16 protein-coding genes are annotated in these 16,490 nt (G+C 59.9%); 11 read left to right on the top strand and 5 right to left on the bottom strand.

Annotation, left to right across the window (positions count from 1 at the left end):
• Positions 1–167: 167 nt before the first annotated feature.
• A complete protein-coding gene (locus FY528_RS18050) occupies positions 168–617 on the top strand; it encodes a MarR family winged helix-turn-helix transcriptional regulator (RefSeq protein ID WP_149072468.1) in 450 nt (149 codons plus the stop codon).
• Between the two features lie 42 nt (positions 618–659).
• The gene (locus tag FY528_RS18055) at positions 660–1,307 is read left to right on the top strand and encodes a YceI family protein (protein WP_149072428.1); all 648 of its coding nucleotides are present in this window, start codon (positions 660–662) and stop codon (positions 1,305–1,307) included.
• Positions 1,308–1,412: 105 nt separating this feature from the next.
• On the opposite strand, the gene FY528_RS18060 is transcribed toward FY528_RS18055, so the two are convergent.
• Positions 1,413–1,970, bottom strand: a complete 558-nt coding sequence (locus FY528_RS18060; RefSeq protein ID WP_149072429.1) for a hypothetical protein — start codon at positions 1,968–1,970, stop codon at positions 1,413–1,415.
• Between the two features lie 138 nt (positions 1,971–2,108).
• Between FY528_RS18060 and FY528_RS18065 the strand changes: the two genes are divergently transcribed.
• A complete protein-coding gene (locus tag FY528_RS18065) occupies positions 2,109–2,501 on the top strand; it encodes a hypothetical protein (protein ID WP_149072430.1) in 393 nt (130 codons plus the stop codon).
• An 82-nt stretch (positions 2,502–2,583) separates the two neighbouring features.
• The gene (locus FY528_RS18070) at positions 2,584–5,124 is read left to right on the top strand and encodes a DUF4132 domain-containing protein (protein ID WP_187632184.1); all 2,541 of its coding nucleotides are present in this window, start codon (positions 2,584–2,586) and stop codon (positions 5,122–5,124) included.
• Between the two features lie 59 nt (positions 5,125–5,183).
• Here FY528_RS18070 and FY528_RS18075 read toward each other — a convergent pair whose 3' ends face one another.
• Positions 5,184–5,447 carry an alpha/beta hydrolase family protein gene (locus FY528_RS18075; RefSeq protein WP_262384051.1) on the bottom strand — a complete coding sequence of 88 codons (264 nt, stop codon included), beginning with the start codon at positions 5,445–5,447 and terminating at the stop codon, positions 5,184–5,186.
• Positions 5,448–5,618: 171 nt separating this feature from the next.
• Between FY528_RS18075 and FY528_RS18080 the strand changes: the two genes are divergently transcribed.
• The 5 genes from FY528_RS18080 (at position 5,619) to FY528_RS18100 (ending at position 11,463) form a co-directional block, all read left to right on the top strand.
• The gene (locus FY528_RS18080) at positions 5,619–5,900 is read left to right on the top strand and encodes an ATP-dependent Clp protease adaptor ClpS (protein WP_149072432.1); all 282 of its coding nucleotides are present in this window, start codon (positions 5,619–5,621) and stop codon (positions 5,898–5,900) included.
• Positions 5,901–6,010: 110 nt separating this feature from the next.
• Positions 6,011–6,625 carry a recombination mediator RecR gene (gene recR, locus FY528_RS18085; RefSeq protein ID WP_149072433.1) on the top strand — a complete coding sequence of 205 codons (615 nt, stop codon included), beginning with the start codon at positions 6,011–6,013 and terminating at the stop codon, positions 6,623–6,625.
• Positions 6,626–6,759: 134 nt separating this feature from the next.
• Positions 6,760–8,850: a glycosyltransferase family 2 protein gene (locus FY528_RS18090; protein ID WP_222931837.1), complete on the top strand. Its 2,091-nt coding sequence runs from the start codon at positions 6,760–6,762 to the stop codon at positions 8,848–8,850.
• 172 nt (positions 8,851–9,022) lie between these two features.
• A complete protein-coding gene (locus FY528_RS18095) occupies positions 9,023–10,246 on the top strand; it encodes a pyridoxal phosphate-dependent aminotransferase (RefSeq protein ID WP_149072434.1) in 1,224 nt (407 codons plus the stop codon).
• Positions 10,247–10,449: 203 nt separating this feature from the next.
• On the top strand, positions 10,450–11,463 hold the full coding sequence (locus FY528_RS18100; protein WP_149072435.1) for a bifunctional heptose 7-phosphate kinase/heptose 1-phosphate adenyltransferase: 1,014 nt from the start codon (positions 10,450–10,452) through the stop codon (positions 11,461–11,463).
• Between the two features lie 139 nt (positions 11,464–11,602).
• Here the strand turns inward: FY528_RS18100 and hemE are convergent, their stop codons facing one another.
• On the bottom strand, positions 11,603–12,652 hold the full coding sequence (hemE, locus tag FY528_RS18105) for a uroporphyrinogen decarboxylase (protein ID WP_149072470.1): 1,050 nt from the start codon (positions 12,650–12,652) through the stop codon (positions 11,603–11,605).
• A 79-nt stretch (positions 12,653–12,731) separates the two neighbouring features.
• Complete coding sequence (locus FY528_RS18110) at positions 12,732–13,358, bottom strand: MarC family protein (RefSeq protein WP_149072436.1); 627 nt, start codon at positions 13,356–13,358, stop codon at positions 12,732–12,734.
• A gap of 154 nt (positions 13,359–13,512) precedes the next feature.
• On the opposite strand from FY528_RS18110, the gene purE reads away from it, so the two are divergent.
• The gene (gene purE / locus FY528_RS18115; RefSeq protein ID WP_149072437.1) at positions 13,513–14,073 is read left to right on the top strand and encodes a 5-(carboxyamino)imidazole ribonucleotide mutase; all 561 of its coding nucleotides are present in this window, start codon (positions 13,513–13,515) and stop codon (positions 14,071–14,073) included.
• Positions 14,074–14,179: 106 nt separating this feature from the next.
• Positions 14,180–15,331, top strand: coding sequence for an endonuclease/exonuclease/phosphatase family protein (locus tag FY528_RS18120; RefSeq protein WP_187632185.1), 1,152 nt, complete (start codon positions 14,180–14,182; stop codon positions 15,329–15,331).
• A 40-nt stretch (positions 15,332–15,371) separates the two neighbouring features.
• Here FY528_RS18120 and FY528_RS18125 read toward each other — a convergent pair whose 3' ends face one another.
• Positions 15,372–16,478 (bottom strand): DegT/DnrJ/EryC1/StrS family aminotransferase, encoded by a 1,107-nt coding sequence (locus FY528_RS18125; RefSeq protein ID WP_149072439.1) that lies wholly within the window; start codon positions 16,476–16,478, stop codon positions 15,372–15,374.
• Between the last annotated feature and the right edge of the window lie 12 nt (positions 16,479–16,490).

Below are 16,490 nucleotides of genomic sequence, written 5' to 3' on the forward strand. Positions count from 1 at the left end.
AGCGGGTTGAAATCAGGAGTATGAGCCTGATACGCAGCCGAAGGTATCAGGGATAAATGGGAACTTGCTTCCGAAAAAATAATCTTCCATTTCAGGAAACGATGTTTGTACATTAAATGTATGTACATATATTTGCAGCGTAATTCCTGGAGAGCATGTCCCAATCCATGAGAATTGAAGACGAAATCAAACAGCCCAACTTTCAAAGCGAATACCAGAAAGCCTACATCAACCTGGTGTACACGGCTGGCTGGCTGCAGCTGCGGCAGGCCGCGGCTTTCAAGGAATTCAACCTGACGCTTCCGCAGTATAACGTGCTGCGTATCCTGCGGGGCCAGCATCCCCGGCCGGCCACCGTGAACCTGCTCATTGAGCGCATGCTGGATAAAACCAGCAACGCCTCGCGCATTGTAGATAAGCTGGAGGCCAAGCAGCTGGTAACGCGCCGGGTGTGCCCCAGCAACCGTCGGGCCGTGGACATCTGCATCACGGAGGCGGGGCTGGCACTGCTGGAAACCATGCAGCCCATGGTAGAGCAGCAGGCGCACGGGCTGCGGCAGCTGTCGGACCAGGAGGTTGAGCAGCTCAACTACCTGCTGGATAAACTTCGAGACTAACTTTTTTACGCGTACTTCTTTTCCCTTTTCTTTTTCATTGTCATGAAAAAAATGTTTTTCCCGGCTCTCGTGGCCGCTGTTCTGGCTGCTGCTCCCGCTTTCGCTCAAAAGCCCATGGCCCAGAAAACCACGGCGGGTACCGACAAGGCAGCTGCTACGGTATATAAAGTACAGCCCCAACTGAGCACCATGGGCTGGCTGGCCAAGAAAGTAACCGGCCAGCACAACGGCACGGTGCAGTTTAAGGAAGGCGACGTGCTGGTGCGCGGCAACAAGCTGGTAGGCGGCACGTTCACGGCCGACATGAACTCGCTGAAAGTAGAGGACATCAAAGACGAAGGCACGAACGGCAAGCTGGTAGGTCACCTGCGTTCCGATGACTTCTTCAGCATCGAGAAAAACCCCACGGCTACGTTCAAAATCACCAGCATTGCGCCCATCAAGGCCGATGCCCAGGGCAACAACGCCACCATTACCGGCGACCTGACCATCAAAGGCATTACCAAGCCCGTGACCTTCCCCGCTAAAATCGGGGTGAAAAACGGGGTAGCAGCCGCCAGCGGCGTGGCCACCATCGACCGTACCCTGTACGACATCCGCTACGGCTCCAAGTCGTTCTTCGAAAGCATCGGCGACAAAGCCATTGACAACGAGTTTACGCTGAGCTTCAACGTTATTGCCAAGAAGTAAGTGGCCTACTGCCTGGCCCGCCCCGAATGGATGATTGGCAGATCAGGTAGTAGAAAAAGCCCCGCTGGTGCAATCCAGCGGGGCTTTTTTGTGCAGTTACTACCGTTAATCCGGCAGCACCAGCTCCCGGGGCAGCTCAAACTTGAGGCTGCGGCTTTTGCTGCGGGCGTGCAGCTGCTGCAAAAAGTCATCTAGCTCGGGCTTGTATTCCAGCCAAAGGTCTTCGTGCAGGTTCTGGAGCACAAGCTGGGTGGTGCGCGCCGCCAGGCGGGCCGTGCCGGTGTAAAAGCCCGCATACACGCTCTCAAACTGGCCGGTATAGTTCTCGAAGATGTGGCGCAGGGTGTAGAGGTTCAGGTCGATTTCCAGGCGCTTGTCCTTAGTAATGCGGCGGGCCCGGGCTACTTCCTTGGTGGCTTTGCTTAGGGCCTTGGTGAGGCTGCGGTTAAGTAAGCGGCCGGTAGCGCCCACCGCAAACAGCTCGTGAATCTGGTCGGAGGCCTGCTCGAATACAGTTTCCGTGGTTACCTCGGGCAGCAACTCGTAGCAGAGTGTGTCGTAAAGCTCGGCGTCGCGGCGCGCGGCCCGCAAAAGCAGAGCTTCTTTTTCTTTGTCCATAAGGCGCTTGAGGGCGCGTTTGAAATCGGCGGAGGGAACGGGCATTTGCTGAAATTGAAATGCGAAGATGGGAAGTCAGAAGTTGAGTACGGCTGCGGCGCCGATAAAGAAAAGCCGCCGCCAGTTTTTTGGTTGATGCTAAAAAAATTAGTAAATTTAAATCTTTAGCAAAACAGCTTATCTATGGCCCTCCTTACCATCCAGGATGAAACCGCTACCGGCAGCATCCTCAACCAACTGGAGTTGGAAATTGCGCAGGAAACGCTCACAGTACGTGACCTGATTGCTCAGCGTGTACAGCAGGAAGTAGCAGCCTATAATCGCCGGCAGTCGGGGGTGTTCAATGGGCTGGTGCAGCCCACGCAGTCGGAGCGGGTGCTGAACGGCTTTCGGCTGCGCCAGCCTAAACCTATTGACGTCGAAGAGCAGCTCTACAAGGCCTTGGAAGGATTTCAGCAGAACGGCTACTTTGTGCTCGTCAACAACCGGCAAGTAGAAAGCCTCGACGAAGAAGTGTGGGTGGGCACCGGCGCTACGGCCAGCTTCATTAAGCTCACGCCCTTGGTTGGTGGCTGAGATGAGGCCTTTCTGGTCTGACTGGCTGAGCCGCCTACGCGTGTGGGCCAGCCCAAGCTCTTCCACCCACACTTTCTCTGCTATGACCACCAAGGAAAAAAAGTCGTTTGCCAACATTCTGCGTAGCACCAGTCCCGAGGCCTCCGAAATGCGGCCGGTGCTGGAACAGTTCCTTACCGAAATTCAGGACCGCAACCTGGGCTACTGGGAGCTGAAGCTGTCGGACCTATTGGCCTACCAAACGCTGAAAAACCAGGATCCTGCCTACAAAGGGCGACTGGTGCTGGCAACGGTGGAGGCCATGGGCAGTACGGCCAACGAATACGCAACCCGGTACCAGCTGGATGCTTTGCTGCAGGTGCTGCTTCGCTCCACGCTGGCGCTGCCCCCCACCGCCTGGATTAAGCTGTTTCACCTCTACGGGCTCGAAGACAGCTCGAAAACGCTGGGGCAAGTGCTGTCCCTGTTTCCGGTGCTTCTGACGCTGGGCCAACTGGAAAAGCAAGCGAAAAAGCAGCCGCTGGCCGAAGAGCTGCTAACTTATCTAAGCAAGCTGCTAGCAAAATCGGCGGCCTACACGGCTGATGCCGGCGTGGTGAAGCTACGGGCCAAGCTCCAGGAAATACTGCGGCTCAGCGGGGCTGAAGAACTCCCCACAGTGGTATTTGCTGCCGATGACGCCTTTGGCGAAGCCCTGAATGAGTTTGTCCGCGGTCTAAGCGCAGACCCCAACGCCGGGCCGTGGTTACGCCTGCTGCAACTCTGGCAGCAGGCCAGTGGTGGGCAGCCCACGGCTAAGTTTCAGAAAGAAGCCGAGGCTGCCGTAGCAGCCATCGGCACCCCCAGCGTGGCCGAGCATTACGAGGTATGGCTGGGGGCTTTAGCCAGGCTGCCGGTGCAGGAGCTCAACCGCACCAACAACTACGCCGGCCAGACTTATACCTATACTGAGTGGCATTTTCTGAGCCAGACCAACCAGGATGCGGTAAAGGGCCTGCTCTGGACCAGCGTATCCGTGCTGAATACCGCCATGCTGCATTTCGTAGCGGATCTGACAGCCAAGTGCTACCGCAAAATTCCGGCAAAGGGTCAGCTGGCACCAAGCCTGGGCAACGCGGGCGTGTGGGTGCTAGCCCAGGGTGGCCTGCCCGGTGTGGCGCAACTTTCGCGCCTCTACGGTGCCGTAAAGCAGCCTAACACGCAGACCCTGATTGGGCGCTACCTCGAAAAGGCTTCGCTGGCGCTGGGCATGACGCCCGCCGAACTGGAAGACATGGCCGTGCCGGACTTCGGGCTGATAGACGGGCGTTCGGAACAAGCCTTCGGCGACTATCAGGTTGTGCTGGTCCTGGTAGGCGGTAAAGCCGAGCTTAACTGGAGTAAAGCCGGGAAGCCGCTAAAATCGGCTCCGGCAGCGCTTAAAAGCACCCACGCCGAAGCGCTGCGTCACCTCAAGCTCACCCAAGTGCAGGTTCAGCAGGCATACACTGCCCAGCGCGACCGGCTCGACCGCAGCTACATCAGCGGCCGGTGCCTGGCCTGGCCCCGCTTCCGGCGCTATTACCTCGAGCACGGTCTCATGGGCCGGCTAACCCACGCCCTAATCTGGCGCATCCATCACCCCGACGGTTCCTTTCACGATGCGTTGTGGCAAAACAACATTTGGCGCAATGCCCAAGGCCAAAATCTGCCTGAGCCTGCTGAGGCCGACACCATACAGCTCTGGCACCCGGTGCTGGCTTCCACCGATGAAGTGCTGGCCTGGCGCAGCTGGCTGGACGAACAACAGCTGCGCCAGCCCTTCAAGCAGGCGTACCGCGAAGTATACCTGCTGACGCCTCCCGAGGAGCACACCCGCACCTACTCCAACCGCATGGCCGCCCACGTGCTGCGCCAGCACCAATTCAGCGCCCTGGCGCGGGGCCGCGGCTGGACGTACCGCCTGATGGGCGCTTACGACAAAGGCTATGAGTCCGACTCTACCACCCTGGAGCTGCCGGCCCACGGCTTGCAGGCACAGTTCTGGGTGAGCGAAGTCAACGCCGACCAAGCCTGGAACGACGCCGGTATCTGGAACTACGTGAGTACCGACCAGGTGCGCTTTGTAAACCCGCACGGAGCCGTGCCGCTGCCCGAGGTGCCGCCGCTGGTGTTTTCGGAGGTGATGCGCGACGTAGATTTGTTTGTGGGCGTGGCCAGTGTGGGCAATGACCCACTCTGGCGCGACAATGGTGGTCTGGTGCAGTACCGCAACTACTGGGAAAGCTACAGCTTTGGGGAGCTAAGCGAAGTGGCCAAAACCCGCAAACTAGCCCTGGAACGGCTGGTGCCGCGCCTGAAAATCGGGCGGGTAAGTGAAATCAAAGACAGTTTCCTGGAAGTGCGCGGCCACCTGCGGACCTACAAAATCCACCTTGGCTCGGGCAATATTCTCATGACCCCCAACGACCAGTACCTGTGCATTGTGCCTGACCGCTCTGCCAAATCAGCTGGTACCGCCGATGTATTCCTGCCTTTTGAGGGCGACGCTGTGCTGTCCATCATCCTCAGCAAAGCCTTACTGCTCATGGACGACGACAAAATCACGGACGAAACAATAGTACGGCAGATTAAGCACCGGTAACGCAAGGCAGTAGTAGATCAGCCCCCAAGCACTAAGGCCTCGGCTAAACAGCCGAGGCCTTAGTGCTTGGGGTTTGTCCAATGTTTTGAGATAAGCAGCCCCAGCAGGCGCCATAGCTGCTCATCAAAGTACTGCGTGCTTTTGTTGTAGAGGTGTACCCGGTCCTTGCCACCTATGTTGTGGGCATGACCCGGGTACACGAAATAGTCGAGCTGTCTGCCTTTGTCGACGGCAGCTTTCAGGTAGTTGAGGCTGTGCTGCCACACCACCACATCGTCGATGGTACCCTGGATGAGCAGAAGCTTCCCCCGTAGCTTATACAACCAGCCTACGAAGGCTGGGGCGCGCCAACCTACAAAGGCTGCTAGCAGTGGTTGCGAAGCCCGTTTTTTACTTCGCCCGTCGGGAAACGATTCGGCTGCTCAAGGGGTTATATACAGTCTGGTTTACCTCCGAAACCCGGCACTATGCCCGATTTTCCGTATTTTTGCCCCATGAACAGCAAACCGCAGATTGAGTACGACGAGGACGTTCTGCTCCTGGAAGAAACCACCGATGTGCGCGACTTGGTGGTGTACAACGACGACGTAAACACCTTCGACCACGTCATCCGGACGCTCATTGACGTGTGCGGCCACGAGCCCGAGCAGGCTGAGCAATGTACGCTACTCATTCACTACAAAGGGCAGTGTACCGTTAAGCACGGCACCTTCGATGAGCTGGCGGGCATGTGCACGGCCATCCACGACCGGGGTATTTCGGCCGACGTTATTTAACTAATGTGCTGAGGTGTTGGAATGTGCTGAGGTGCTAATGATTGTTCTTGATTAGCACCTCAGCACATTCCAACACCTCAGCACATTATGCACACTAGCACATTCACTGAATGGAATTTCCTTCCAAACTGATAGAAAACGCCGTTGGCGAATTATCGAAGCTGCCGGGCATCGGAAAGAAAACGGCCCTGCGCCTGGCCCTGCACCTGCTGAAAGCCGAAACGGACACTACCGCTTCGCTGGCGGAGGCACTGGCGAAGATGCGCTTCGAAATCCGCTACTGCGACACCTGCCACAACATTTCCGATACGCCGGAGTGCAGCATCTGCGCCAGCAAGTTTCGGGACCAGAGCACCGTGTGCGTGGTCTCGGATATCCGCGACGTTATTGCCATCGAAAATACGGCCCAGTACCAAGGTATGTACCATGTGCTGGGCGGCGTTATCTCGCCCATTGAGGGCATCGGCCCCAGCGACCTGACCATTGACTCCCTGGTGGAGCGCGTGACGAAGGAGGGCTCCGAAATCCGGGAAGTCATTCTCGCCATCAGCCCCACCATGGAGGGCGACACCACGGCCTTCTACCTCTCGCGCAAGCTCCGCGACCTGCCTGAGCTGAACGTGAGCACCATTGCCCGGGGCATTCCCATGGGTGGCGAGCTGGAATACGCCGACGAAATTACCCTGGGCCGCTCCATTGTGGAGCGCCAGCGCCAGGCCCGGTAGCTGCCGACTGGCTGCACCTAGCACAAGCCCCGGATGGTTTTACCTTCCGGGGCTTATTGTTTTCAGCCAATACGGCGGCGCAGGTTCGCAATAACAACCCGACTGCTTACCTTTCGCGGCCTATTCTCCTGCCCGTGCCCTCGCCCGTTGTGAAGCTTTCTGTTGTTATCGTCAACTATAACGTCTGCTACTTTCTGGAGCAGGCGCTGTTGTCGGTGCGGCGAGCGGTGGAAAAGCTGGGCCAGCCGGTAGAAGTATTTGTGGTCGATAACAACTCCGTGGACGGCTCGGTGGCCATGGTGCGCGCCCGGTTCCCGGAGGTAATACTCATCGAAAACCACGACAACCCCGGCTTCTCGAAAGCCAACAACCAAGCCCTGCGCGTGGCCCGCGGCGAGTATGTGCTGCTGCTCAACCCCGATACGGTGGTGGAGGAGGATACTTTCCGACTGTGCTGCGCGTTTATGGATGCGCACCCACGGGCCGGTGGGCTGGGTGTGAAGATGCTCGACGGGCAGGGCAAATTTCTACCTGAAAGCAAGCGGGGCCTGCCCACGCCCTGGGTGGCTTTCTACAAGATTTTCGGGCTGGCCAAGCTGTTTCCGAAGTCGCGGCGCTTTGGGCGCTACCACCTGGGCTACCTTGATAAAGACCAGACCCACGAAATAGAAGTGCTCAGCGGAGCCTTTATGCTCATGCGCGCCGCTACCCTGGAGCAGGTAGGACTGCTGGACGAGGACTACTTCATGTACGGGGAAGACATTGACCTCTCGTACCGGATTACCCAGGGCGGTTGGCAGAACTTCTACTTCCCCGGCACGCGCATCATTCACTACAAAGGCGAAAGCACCAAGCGCACGAGCGTGAACTACGTGTTCGTGTTCTACCGCGCCATGGTCATCTTTGCCCGCAAGCACTTTGCTCCTGGGCGGGCCGGCACGTTCAGTTTCCTCATCAACCTGGCCATTTGGCTGCGGGCGGGGGCGGCCGTAGCCCAGCGCCTGGCTGCTCAGGCTGCCCCCGTGCTGCTCGATGCGGGCCTGCTGTATGGGGGCATGTACTTCCTGAAAACCTACTGGGAGCACAACCACAAGTACGTGCGCGTGCCCTACCCCGAAAAGTACATGCTGGTGGCCGTGCCGGTGTACGTGGCGGTGTGGCTGGTATCCGCGTTTTTCAGCGGGGCCTACGACCAGCCGACCAAGGCCCGGCGCATCGTGCGCGGCGTATTCCTTGGCACCCTCCTGATTTCAGCCGTGAGCAACTTCCTGGATGCCTGGCGCTTTTCCAAAGCTCTGATTGTGCTTGGGGGCGTGTGGGCAGTGGCGGCGCTGATCCTTCGGCGGCTGGTCACCAACTTTCTGCGCTACCGCACCTTCAGCCTCACCACCCAGCAGCCGAAGAACGTGGGCATTGTGGGGTCGTTTGAGGAAAGCCAGCGGGTGCGCCAGCTGCTGGAGCACGCCGCCGTGCCGGCCCGGGTGATTGGCTACATCGAGCCCAACCGGCTCCCGGGCCCCGGCAAAGCCTCGCGGGTGGGAGCAGCGTACGGCGGGTATGCCGCCCAGCCTGCCGCCGGCTCCCAGGCCGCGGCTACGCTCGTAGCCCCCGACACGCTGGAGGCGCCCGTGGATGACCTGCTGGGCGAGGTGCGGCAGCTCGAAGATATTATTCGCATCTACGGCCTCAACGAGCTAATCTTCTGCGGGCGCGACCTGACAGCCAGCCAGATCATCGGGCTCATGGTGAGCGTGCCTCAACACCCTCCGGTAGCCTACAAAATTCTGCCCCAGGATAGTGAGTACATCATTGGCAGTTCCGGTAAAGACTCCCCCGGCGACTATTACGCCCTGGATATTACCCTCAACCTCTTCCGCCCCCAGCAGGTACGCAACAAGCGGGTCGTAGACTTTGTCTCGAGCCTCGGGTTTCTAGTGCTGGCTCCCCTGCTGCTGTGGGGGCAAAAACACAAAGGTGGCTTTCTGCGCAACTGCCTGCGGGTGCTGAGCGGCTCCCGTACCTGGGTGGGTTTGCGCTACGCCGCGGCCCCGCGCCGCCTGGCTCGCGCCATTCTTTCTCCCGCTGATGCCGTGCAGGCTGCTGCCCCCCTCACCGGGACCACGCGCCGCCGCCTGGAGCTACTCTACGCCAAGGACTACGAAACCAGCACCGATATTCGCCTGCTGCTGCGGTGCTTCCGGGAACTGGGCCAGGAAGAGGAGTGAGGTGACCAGTGACAGGCCCTTATGGCGGGCAGACCGTCGTAAGAAGATACCTTTCCCGACACGTTAGAAACTGTAAAACCACCGAAAGCAAGTACTTGTAGTTCCGGGGGCACTCCGTACATTCCGCCTACTTTTGTGCTGGTCCGCTCATTTTCTCTCAATCAACCTTCTAATGTCCGCTGACGCTACTACCCTCGCGCCCCTCGTCTTGTCCGACCGCATCAACTCCATGCAGGAGTCGCAAACCATTGCCATGGCCAAAAAGGCCCGGGCCCTGGCTGCCGAGGGTTTCGATGTTATCAACCTGAGCTTCGGTGAGCCGGATTTCCAGACGCCCCAGTACATCAAGGACGCCGCCAAGGAGGCCCTCGACCAAGGCTACACGCTCTACACGCCCGTGCCCGGCTACCTGGAGCTGCGCCAGGCTATCTGCGACAAGCTCCAGCGGGAAAACAACCTCAGCTACAAGCCCGAGAACGTGGTGGTGAGCACGGGCGCCAAGCAGGCCCTGGTGAACGTGGTGATGAGCCTGGTAAACCCCGGCGACGAGGTAATCGTGTTTGCGCCCTACTGGGTGAGCTACGAGGAAATGGTGAAGCTGGCCGAAGGCGTGCCGGTGCCGCTGGTGGGCTCCCTGGAAAACGACTTTAAGGTAACGGCCGCCGAACTGGAAGCCGCCATCACGCCTCGCACCCGCCTAATCATGTACTCCTCGCCCTGCAACCCCACGGGCTCGGTGTTTAGCCGCGAAGAGCTGGGCGCCATTGCCGAGGTAGTAGCTCGAAACCCGCACGTGCACGTGCTGGCCGACGAGATTTACGAGTACATCAACTTCGTGGGGGAGCACGTGAGTATCGCCCAGTTCGACGAAATCAAGGACCGGGTGATTACCGTGAACGGCTTCTCGAAGGGCTACGCCATGACGGGCTGGCGCGTAGGCTACCTGGTGGCCCGCAAGGAAATTGCCAGCGCCTGCGAAAAAATCCAGAGCCAGATTACCTCCGGCACGTGCTCTATTGCCCAGCGCGCCAGCCTGGCGGCTCTGCAGGGCGGCCGCAGCTCCGCCGATGAAATGGTGACGGCCTACCACCGCCGCCGCGACCTGGTGCTGGAGCTGGCCAAAGACATTCCCGGCTTCCGTACGCCCACGCCCAGCGGCGCCTTCTACGTTTTCCCCGATGTGAGCGGCTGCTTTGGCAAGTCCACGCCCGAGGGGCAAACCATCAGCTCGGCCGCCGACCTGGCCATGTACCTGCTCAACGACGCCCATGTGGCCGCCGTGGATGGGGGGGCCTTCGGGGCCCCGGCCTGCATCCGCTTCAGCACCGCCGCCGCCGATGACAAGCTGCGCGAGGCCTTCCAGCGCATCAAAAACAGCGTGTCCAAGCTGGCGTAGCTAGCGCAAATCCTTTTTGGAAAGACCGTCATTCCGAGCGCAGGCGAGGAATCTTGCGTGCTGATGTTTGAGTAGTAATTCAACATCAGCACGCAAGATTCCTCGCCTGCGCTCGGAATGACGTTTTGCTTACTGGCTGGCCGTATGTGCAGCGTTGTGGCCGGGCTTCCTACCTTTGTAGTTCTGTACCTGACTTTTCTTTGATGCCTGCTGCTGCGCTGCCCGCTTCCCTGCCCGATTTATTTACTGCATTCAATGGTCTCACGGTGCTTATTGTGGGCGACGTGATGATGGATGCCTACGTGTGGGGCAAGGCCGCCCGCCTCTCGCCTGAAGCGCCGGTGCCCGTGGTGAACGTGAGCCGGCAGGAGCAGCGTCTGGGCGGCGCCGCCAACGTGGCCCTGAACGTGCAGGCCCTGGGGGCTACCCCGCTGCTGTGCGCCGTGGTCGGCCAGGACCAAGGCGGCGACCAGCTGCTGGATCTGCTACACGCCGGGGGGCTTTCAGCCGAGGGAATGGTACGCTCCACGCATCGGCCTACCACGGTAAAGCAGCGCATTCTGGCCCAGGGGCAGCAGCTGCTGCGCATCGACTCGGAAGTGGAAACCGACCTGAACGCTGAGGAAAACGCCGACCTTACCGCCCGCTTCCAGCTGCTGCTGCCTCGTGCCGATGTGGTCATCTTCGAGGACTACGACAAGGGTGTACTCAACGCGGAAAGCATCCGGCAGTTTATTTCCCTGGCCCGTGAGCAAGGTATTCCTACGGTCGTCGACCCCAAGAAGAAAAACTTCCTGGCTTACCAGTACTGTACCTTGTTCAAGCCCAACCTGAAAGAGCTGCGCGAAGGCCTTAAGCTGGACTTCAACGACGCCGACCGGCCCAATTTTGAAGCGGCCGTAGAAAAGCTGCGCGAGGTGCTGCACCCCGAAATAGTGCTGGTCACCTTGTCGGAACGAGGGGTATTCGTGGAAGACGGCGAGCTGACCCGCACGTACATTCCCGCGCATCTACGCACTATCTCCGACGTTTCGGGCGCTGGCGACACCGTTATCAGCATTGCGGCCCTGTGCGTGGCTCTGGGCCTGCCCGCGCCCGTTACGGCGGCGCTGGCCAACCTGGGTGGCGGCTTGGTGTGTGAGCAGGTAGGCGTAGTTCCCATCGAAAAGCAACTGCTTCTGGCCGAAGCCCAGGAAAAAGGCCTGAAGCTGCAATAGCTGATGTAGTACTTGCGAGCCGCAGTAATCTACGCCCCGAGCAACGCCCTTAGCTCCAAAATGAGAAAAGCCCTTTCCCATACGCAATGGGAAAGGGCTTTGCTGGTAAAAGGGCGTTTCGTACTGCGCAGAGGACGAGTTAAATCTGCCCTTCGCGGGCCAGGGTGCTGAACTCCTTTACAGTTTCGATGAACACCTTCACGTTGTCGGGGTTGGTGTCGGGGTACACGCCGTGGCCCAGGTTGGCAATGTGGCGCTGGGGCCCGAAGCGGCGCAGCATCTGGATGGTGGCGTGCTGCACCTGTTCCGGCGTCCCGTAGAGGGCGCAGGGGTCGAGGTTGCCTTGCAGGGTTTTGCTTTCGCCCACCACGGCACGCACGGTCTGCGGGTCCTCGTTCCAATCCAGCCCGATGGTACGGCAGGGCAGCGTGGCAAACTCGGGCACGGCAAAAAAAGCGCCCTTGGCAAATACCGTTACGGGTACGCCGGGCAGGGCTTCGCAGATTTCGCGGATGTAGCGCGTGCTGAACTCGTGGTAGTGGTGGGGAGGCAGAATACCCGCCCAGGAGTCGAATACCTGAATGAGGTTCGCACCCGCTTCCACCTGCGCCTGCAGGTAGGCAATGGTCGTGGCCGTAATCTTGCGCAGCAGCTCGTGGGCTAGGGCTGGCTCGGTGTAAAGCAGGCGGCGGGCTTTGCTGAAGGTTTTGGAGCCGTGGCCCTCCACCATATAGGCCAGAATCGTCCAGGGGGCGCCGGCAAAACCGATGAGCGGCACGCGTCCGTTGAGGCCGCGCTTGGTTACGCGGATGGCTTCCAGCACGTAGCCCAGGTGCTCCTCAGGATCGGCGATGCGCATGCGGGCCACGTCGTGCGCGTTCTGAATGGTTTCGGGGAACAGCGGGCCGCGGGCTTCCACCATCTCATAGGTGAGGCCCATGGCTTCGGGCACCACCAGAATATCGGAGAAGATGATGGCCGCGTCTACGTCCAGGGCATCGACGGGCTGAATGGTTACTTCGGCGGCCAGCTCGGGCGTTTCGACTAGTTCCTTGAAGCCGCTCAGGCGGCCCCGCAGGGCGCGGTACTGGGGCAGGATGCGGCCCGCCTGGCGCATCAGCCACACGGGGGTACGTTCGGTATCTTCGCCGCGGGCGGCACGGAGCAGGAGGTCGTTCTTCAGCATAATCGGGGCAAAGGTACAAAGGGGGAATGAGTGGGTGAAGGCGCGGTGTTGATGTTCGCGCTTTCGCCCACTCATTCTGCCTTTAATGCGTAAGCCCCGGAAACAACGCCTTGATGGCCGTAGCCAGAAAATTGACCCCAATGGCCAGCGTGATAAAGCCCATAATGCGCGCCAGGGCTGCCATACCGGGCCGTCCCAGAAACCGCGTGAGCCGCAGCGACGACATCAGGATGATATAGGCCGCCAGCGCCACCAGCACAAACCCGAGGATGATAAAGCCCATGTCCAAGTAGGAGAGGTGCCCGGCGAACAAGCCAATGCACACGGCCATGGACCCCGGCCCCGAGAGCATGGGCATGGCCAGCGGGGTAAACGAAATATCGTTTTTGTGCATGCTTTCCTCCAATGTGGCGTCCGAAACTTTGGCGCGGTTGCCGCCGGGCGTGAGCAGGTCGAAGGCGGAGCGCATGAGCAGAATGCCTCCCGCGATGCGCAGGTGGTGGATGTTGATGCCAAAGAAATTGAGCACGTACTGCCCCGCGAAAAATGACACGGTAAGCACCGCAATCATGTACAGGCAGGCCTTCAGGCCGATGTTGGCGCGCTCCTGGGGCGTGTCGCCCTCAGTGAGCGTGAGGAATACCGGCATGGCCCCGAAGGGGTTCACAACGGAGAACAAGGTAGTGAAGGTGGCGAGCAGGATTTCCATGGGCGGCGCGCGGGAAGCAGGGGCAAGCCAAAGGTACGAGCCTTTGAGAATCAGCAAAGAGGAAAAATGCTATGTTTAAGGAGCCAACCACCGCGCCCACGGCGCGTAGAACCGCGCAAGCAGGTTGAGCTTTCCTATTTCCGTTCTTGTGTCCATGACTACTTTACCCCCCGCGCCCTCGGGCACTGACTCGCCCGCCACGCCCGATGCTACGCCCATTGTGGGCATTATCATGGGTTCCCAATCCGATTTGAAGGTGATGAACGGGGCATCCGAGTTGCTGCGGCAGTTTGGGGTGCCTTTCGAAATGACACTCGTGTCGGCCCACCGCACGCCCCACCGCTTAGTAGAATATGCCGAAACCGCCCGCAAGCGTGGCTTGCGGGTTATCATTGCTGGGGGAGGAGGGGCCGCCCACCTGCCGGGCATGGTAGCCGCCTTCACCACGCTGCCCGTGATTGGGGTACCTATCAACTCCACTACGTCTATTCGTGGGCTCGACTCGGTGCTGTCAATGGTGCAAATGCCGGCGGGGGTGCCCGTGGCTACGGTATCCATTGATGGGGCCCCCAACGCCGCCGTGCTGGCCACCCAAATTCTGGGCCTGAGCAATGCCCGCCTGGCCGATGTCCTGGAAAAGTACCGAACCTCGCTCAAGGATAAGGTGATGCGCACCATCGACGAGCTGCGTAAAGGCGGGTTCAGCGACGATTGATCCGGCGAAACTCGTCTTTTTCCGGTATGCTAAACCCCGTAACGGGGCTCTAGCGTACAAAACTTCCCACCCCATTCCGCTCCCCGCAGTGCCCGATTTTAGCGCTATGCCTGTTTGGCTGATTATTCTTCACGGTCTGGCGCTGCTGCTCGCAGTGGCCGCCGTGGTGGCTACGTTGCTGCCCTTGCTGCGCCAAACGGCGTGGTGGATTCGCGTGTGCGACTTCCCCCGCCTGCAGATTGTGGGCGTTACGATGTTGGTGCTGGCTACCGGCCTCGTGCTGGGCTGGCACCAGCTGCCCGGCTATTGGGGCCTCACGCTGCTGGGCATGCTGGCCGTTGTCGTGGTCTACCAGCTGATTCGCATCATGCCCTATACCCGCCTGGTGCGCAAGCAGGTGGGCGACAGCACCGCCAAAGCCAGCCAGGGCCACCTGAGCCTGGTGATGATGAACGTATTGCAGTTTAATAAGCAAGGAGCCCGGGCCCTGGCCGTGATTCAGGAAATGGACCCCGATATCATCATGGCGGTAGAAACCGACCAGTGGTGGCTGGACCAGTTGCGGCCGCTGGAAAAGACGCACCCCTACACCTGCCACGAGCCCCTCGACAATACCTACGGCCTGCTGTTCTTCTCGCGCCTGCCCCTGGAAAACTGTACGATTAAGTACTTGCTGGACGACGACATTCCGTCCATCCACACCTACGTGGACCTGCCCGGCACCAAAACCCGGGTGCGCATCTACGGATTGCACCCCAAACCGCCGGCGCCCCAGGAATCCAAAACCAGCACCAAGCGCGACGCTGAGCTGCTGCTGGTAGGCAAAGAAATTGACCGCCGCGACGAGCCGACCATCGTGTTCGGGGACATGAACGACGTAGCCTGGTCGCACACCTCCGAGCTGTTCCGCCGCATCAGCGGGCTGCTCGACCCGCGTGTGGGCCGCGGTCTGCTGCCCACGTTCCACGCCGACTACCGCCTCATGCGCTGGCCCCTCGACCACGTGTTTGTATCACCGCACTTCAAGGTAGATGATATGGAACGCCTGCCCTACGTGGGCTCCGACCACTTTCCCATCTACATCAAGCTCAGCTACGAACCCGCGCACAAAGTCATTCAGGAGGTAAACGCGGAGGAAGCGGATGCCAGTGACCATGAGGAGGCCTTGGAAAAAATAAAGGAAGGCTTCGAAGAGGAAAACGAGGAGGAAGAGGACGAGGCTACCAATCCCCAGCCCAAGAAAGAGCTGACGACGTAGCCCGCTCGCAGCGCCTGTGCTTTGCTTAGGATGACGCGCGTTATTTCGGCTGAAACGCCCGTATTGCGTGGGCAACTTCCGCTACCTGTGCTGCCGTCATACCGGGCCAGAGCGGAAGACTAAGGCAGGTGGTGGCCAGCTGTTCGGCAAGAGGGAACTGCCCTTTGGCAAACCCCAGGTGCTGGTAAGCCGGCTGCAGATGCGGGGGCACCGGGTAATGCACCGCCGTGCCGATTCCGTGGGCCGCGAGGTGCTGCTGCAGCGCAGCCCGGTGCGGCGTGTGCACTACGAAGAGGTGGTAGACGTGGGAGGAGGTAGCCAACTGCTCGGGTAACTGCAGCCACGGAATACCCGCCAGGTGGTTATTGTACCAGGCGGCCAGCTGCTGGCGCTCCAGAGTCCAGCGGGGTAAGAGAGGGAGTTTTACGCGCAAGATGGCGGCCTGCAGCTCATCTAACCGGGCATTCTGGCCAATGACTTCGTTCTGGTATTTCTGGCGGGAACCATAGTTGCGCAACACGCGTAGCTGCTCGGCCAAGGCAGTATCGTTGGTGGTAAGGGCACCGGCGTCGCCGAGGGCGCCGAGGTTCTTGGTGGGATAGAAGCTGGTGGCGTTCAGGTGGCCGAAAGACCCGGTAAGCTGGCCGTGGCTGGTAGCGCCGTGCGCTTGAGCGTTGTCTTCCACTACCCACAAGCCGTGCTTCTGGGCCATTTGCATGATAGCAGCCATGTCGCAGGCCTGCCCGTAAAGGTGCACGGGTATAATAGCGCGGGTCCGCGGCGTAATGGCGGCGGCCAGCCGCGCCGGGGCGAGGTTGCTGGTAGCCACGTCGGGCTCTACCGGCACAATGGTAGCGCCCACGTAGGATACGGCCAGCCAGGTAGCCACGTAGGCGTTGCTGGGTACCAGCACTTCGTCGCCGGGGCCAATGCCCAGGGCCAGCAGCGCCAGGTGCAGGGCTGCTAGGCCACTGCTCACGCCCACGCAGTGTGCCGTGTGGCCGAAAGCGGCGTACTCTGCTTCAAAGGCCCGCACTTCCTCACCCAGCACATACCACTCCGAGTCGAAGACCCGGGCCATGGCTTCGAGCGTGGCGGCCCGGATCTGTTGGTTCTGGGTAGTGAAGGAAAAAAAAGGAACGGGCATAAGAGGCAGGAC

Source organism: Hymenobacter lutimineralis, assembly GCF_008271285.1.
GTDB lineage: Bacteria > Bacteroidota > Bacteroidia > Cytophagales > Hymenobacteraceae > Hymenobacter > Hymenobacter lutimineralis.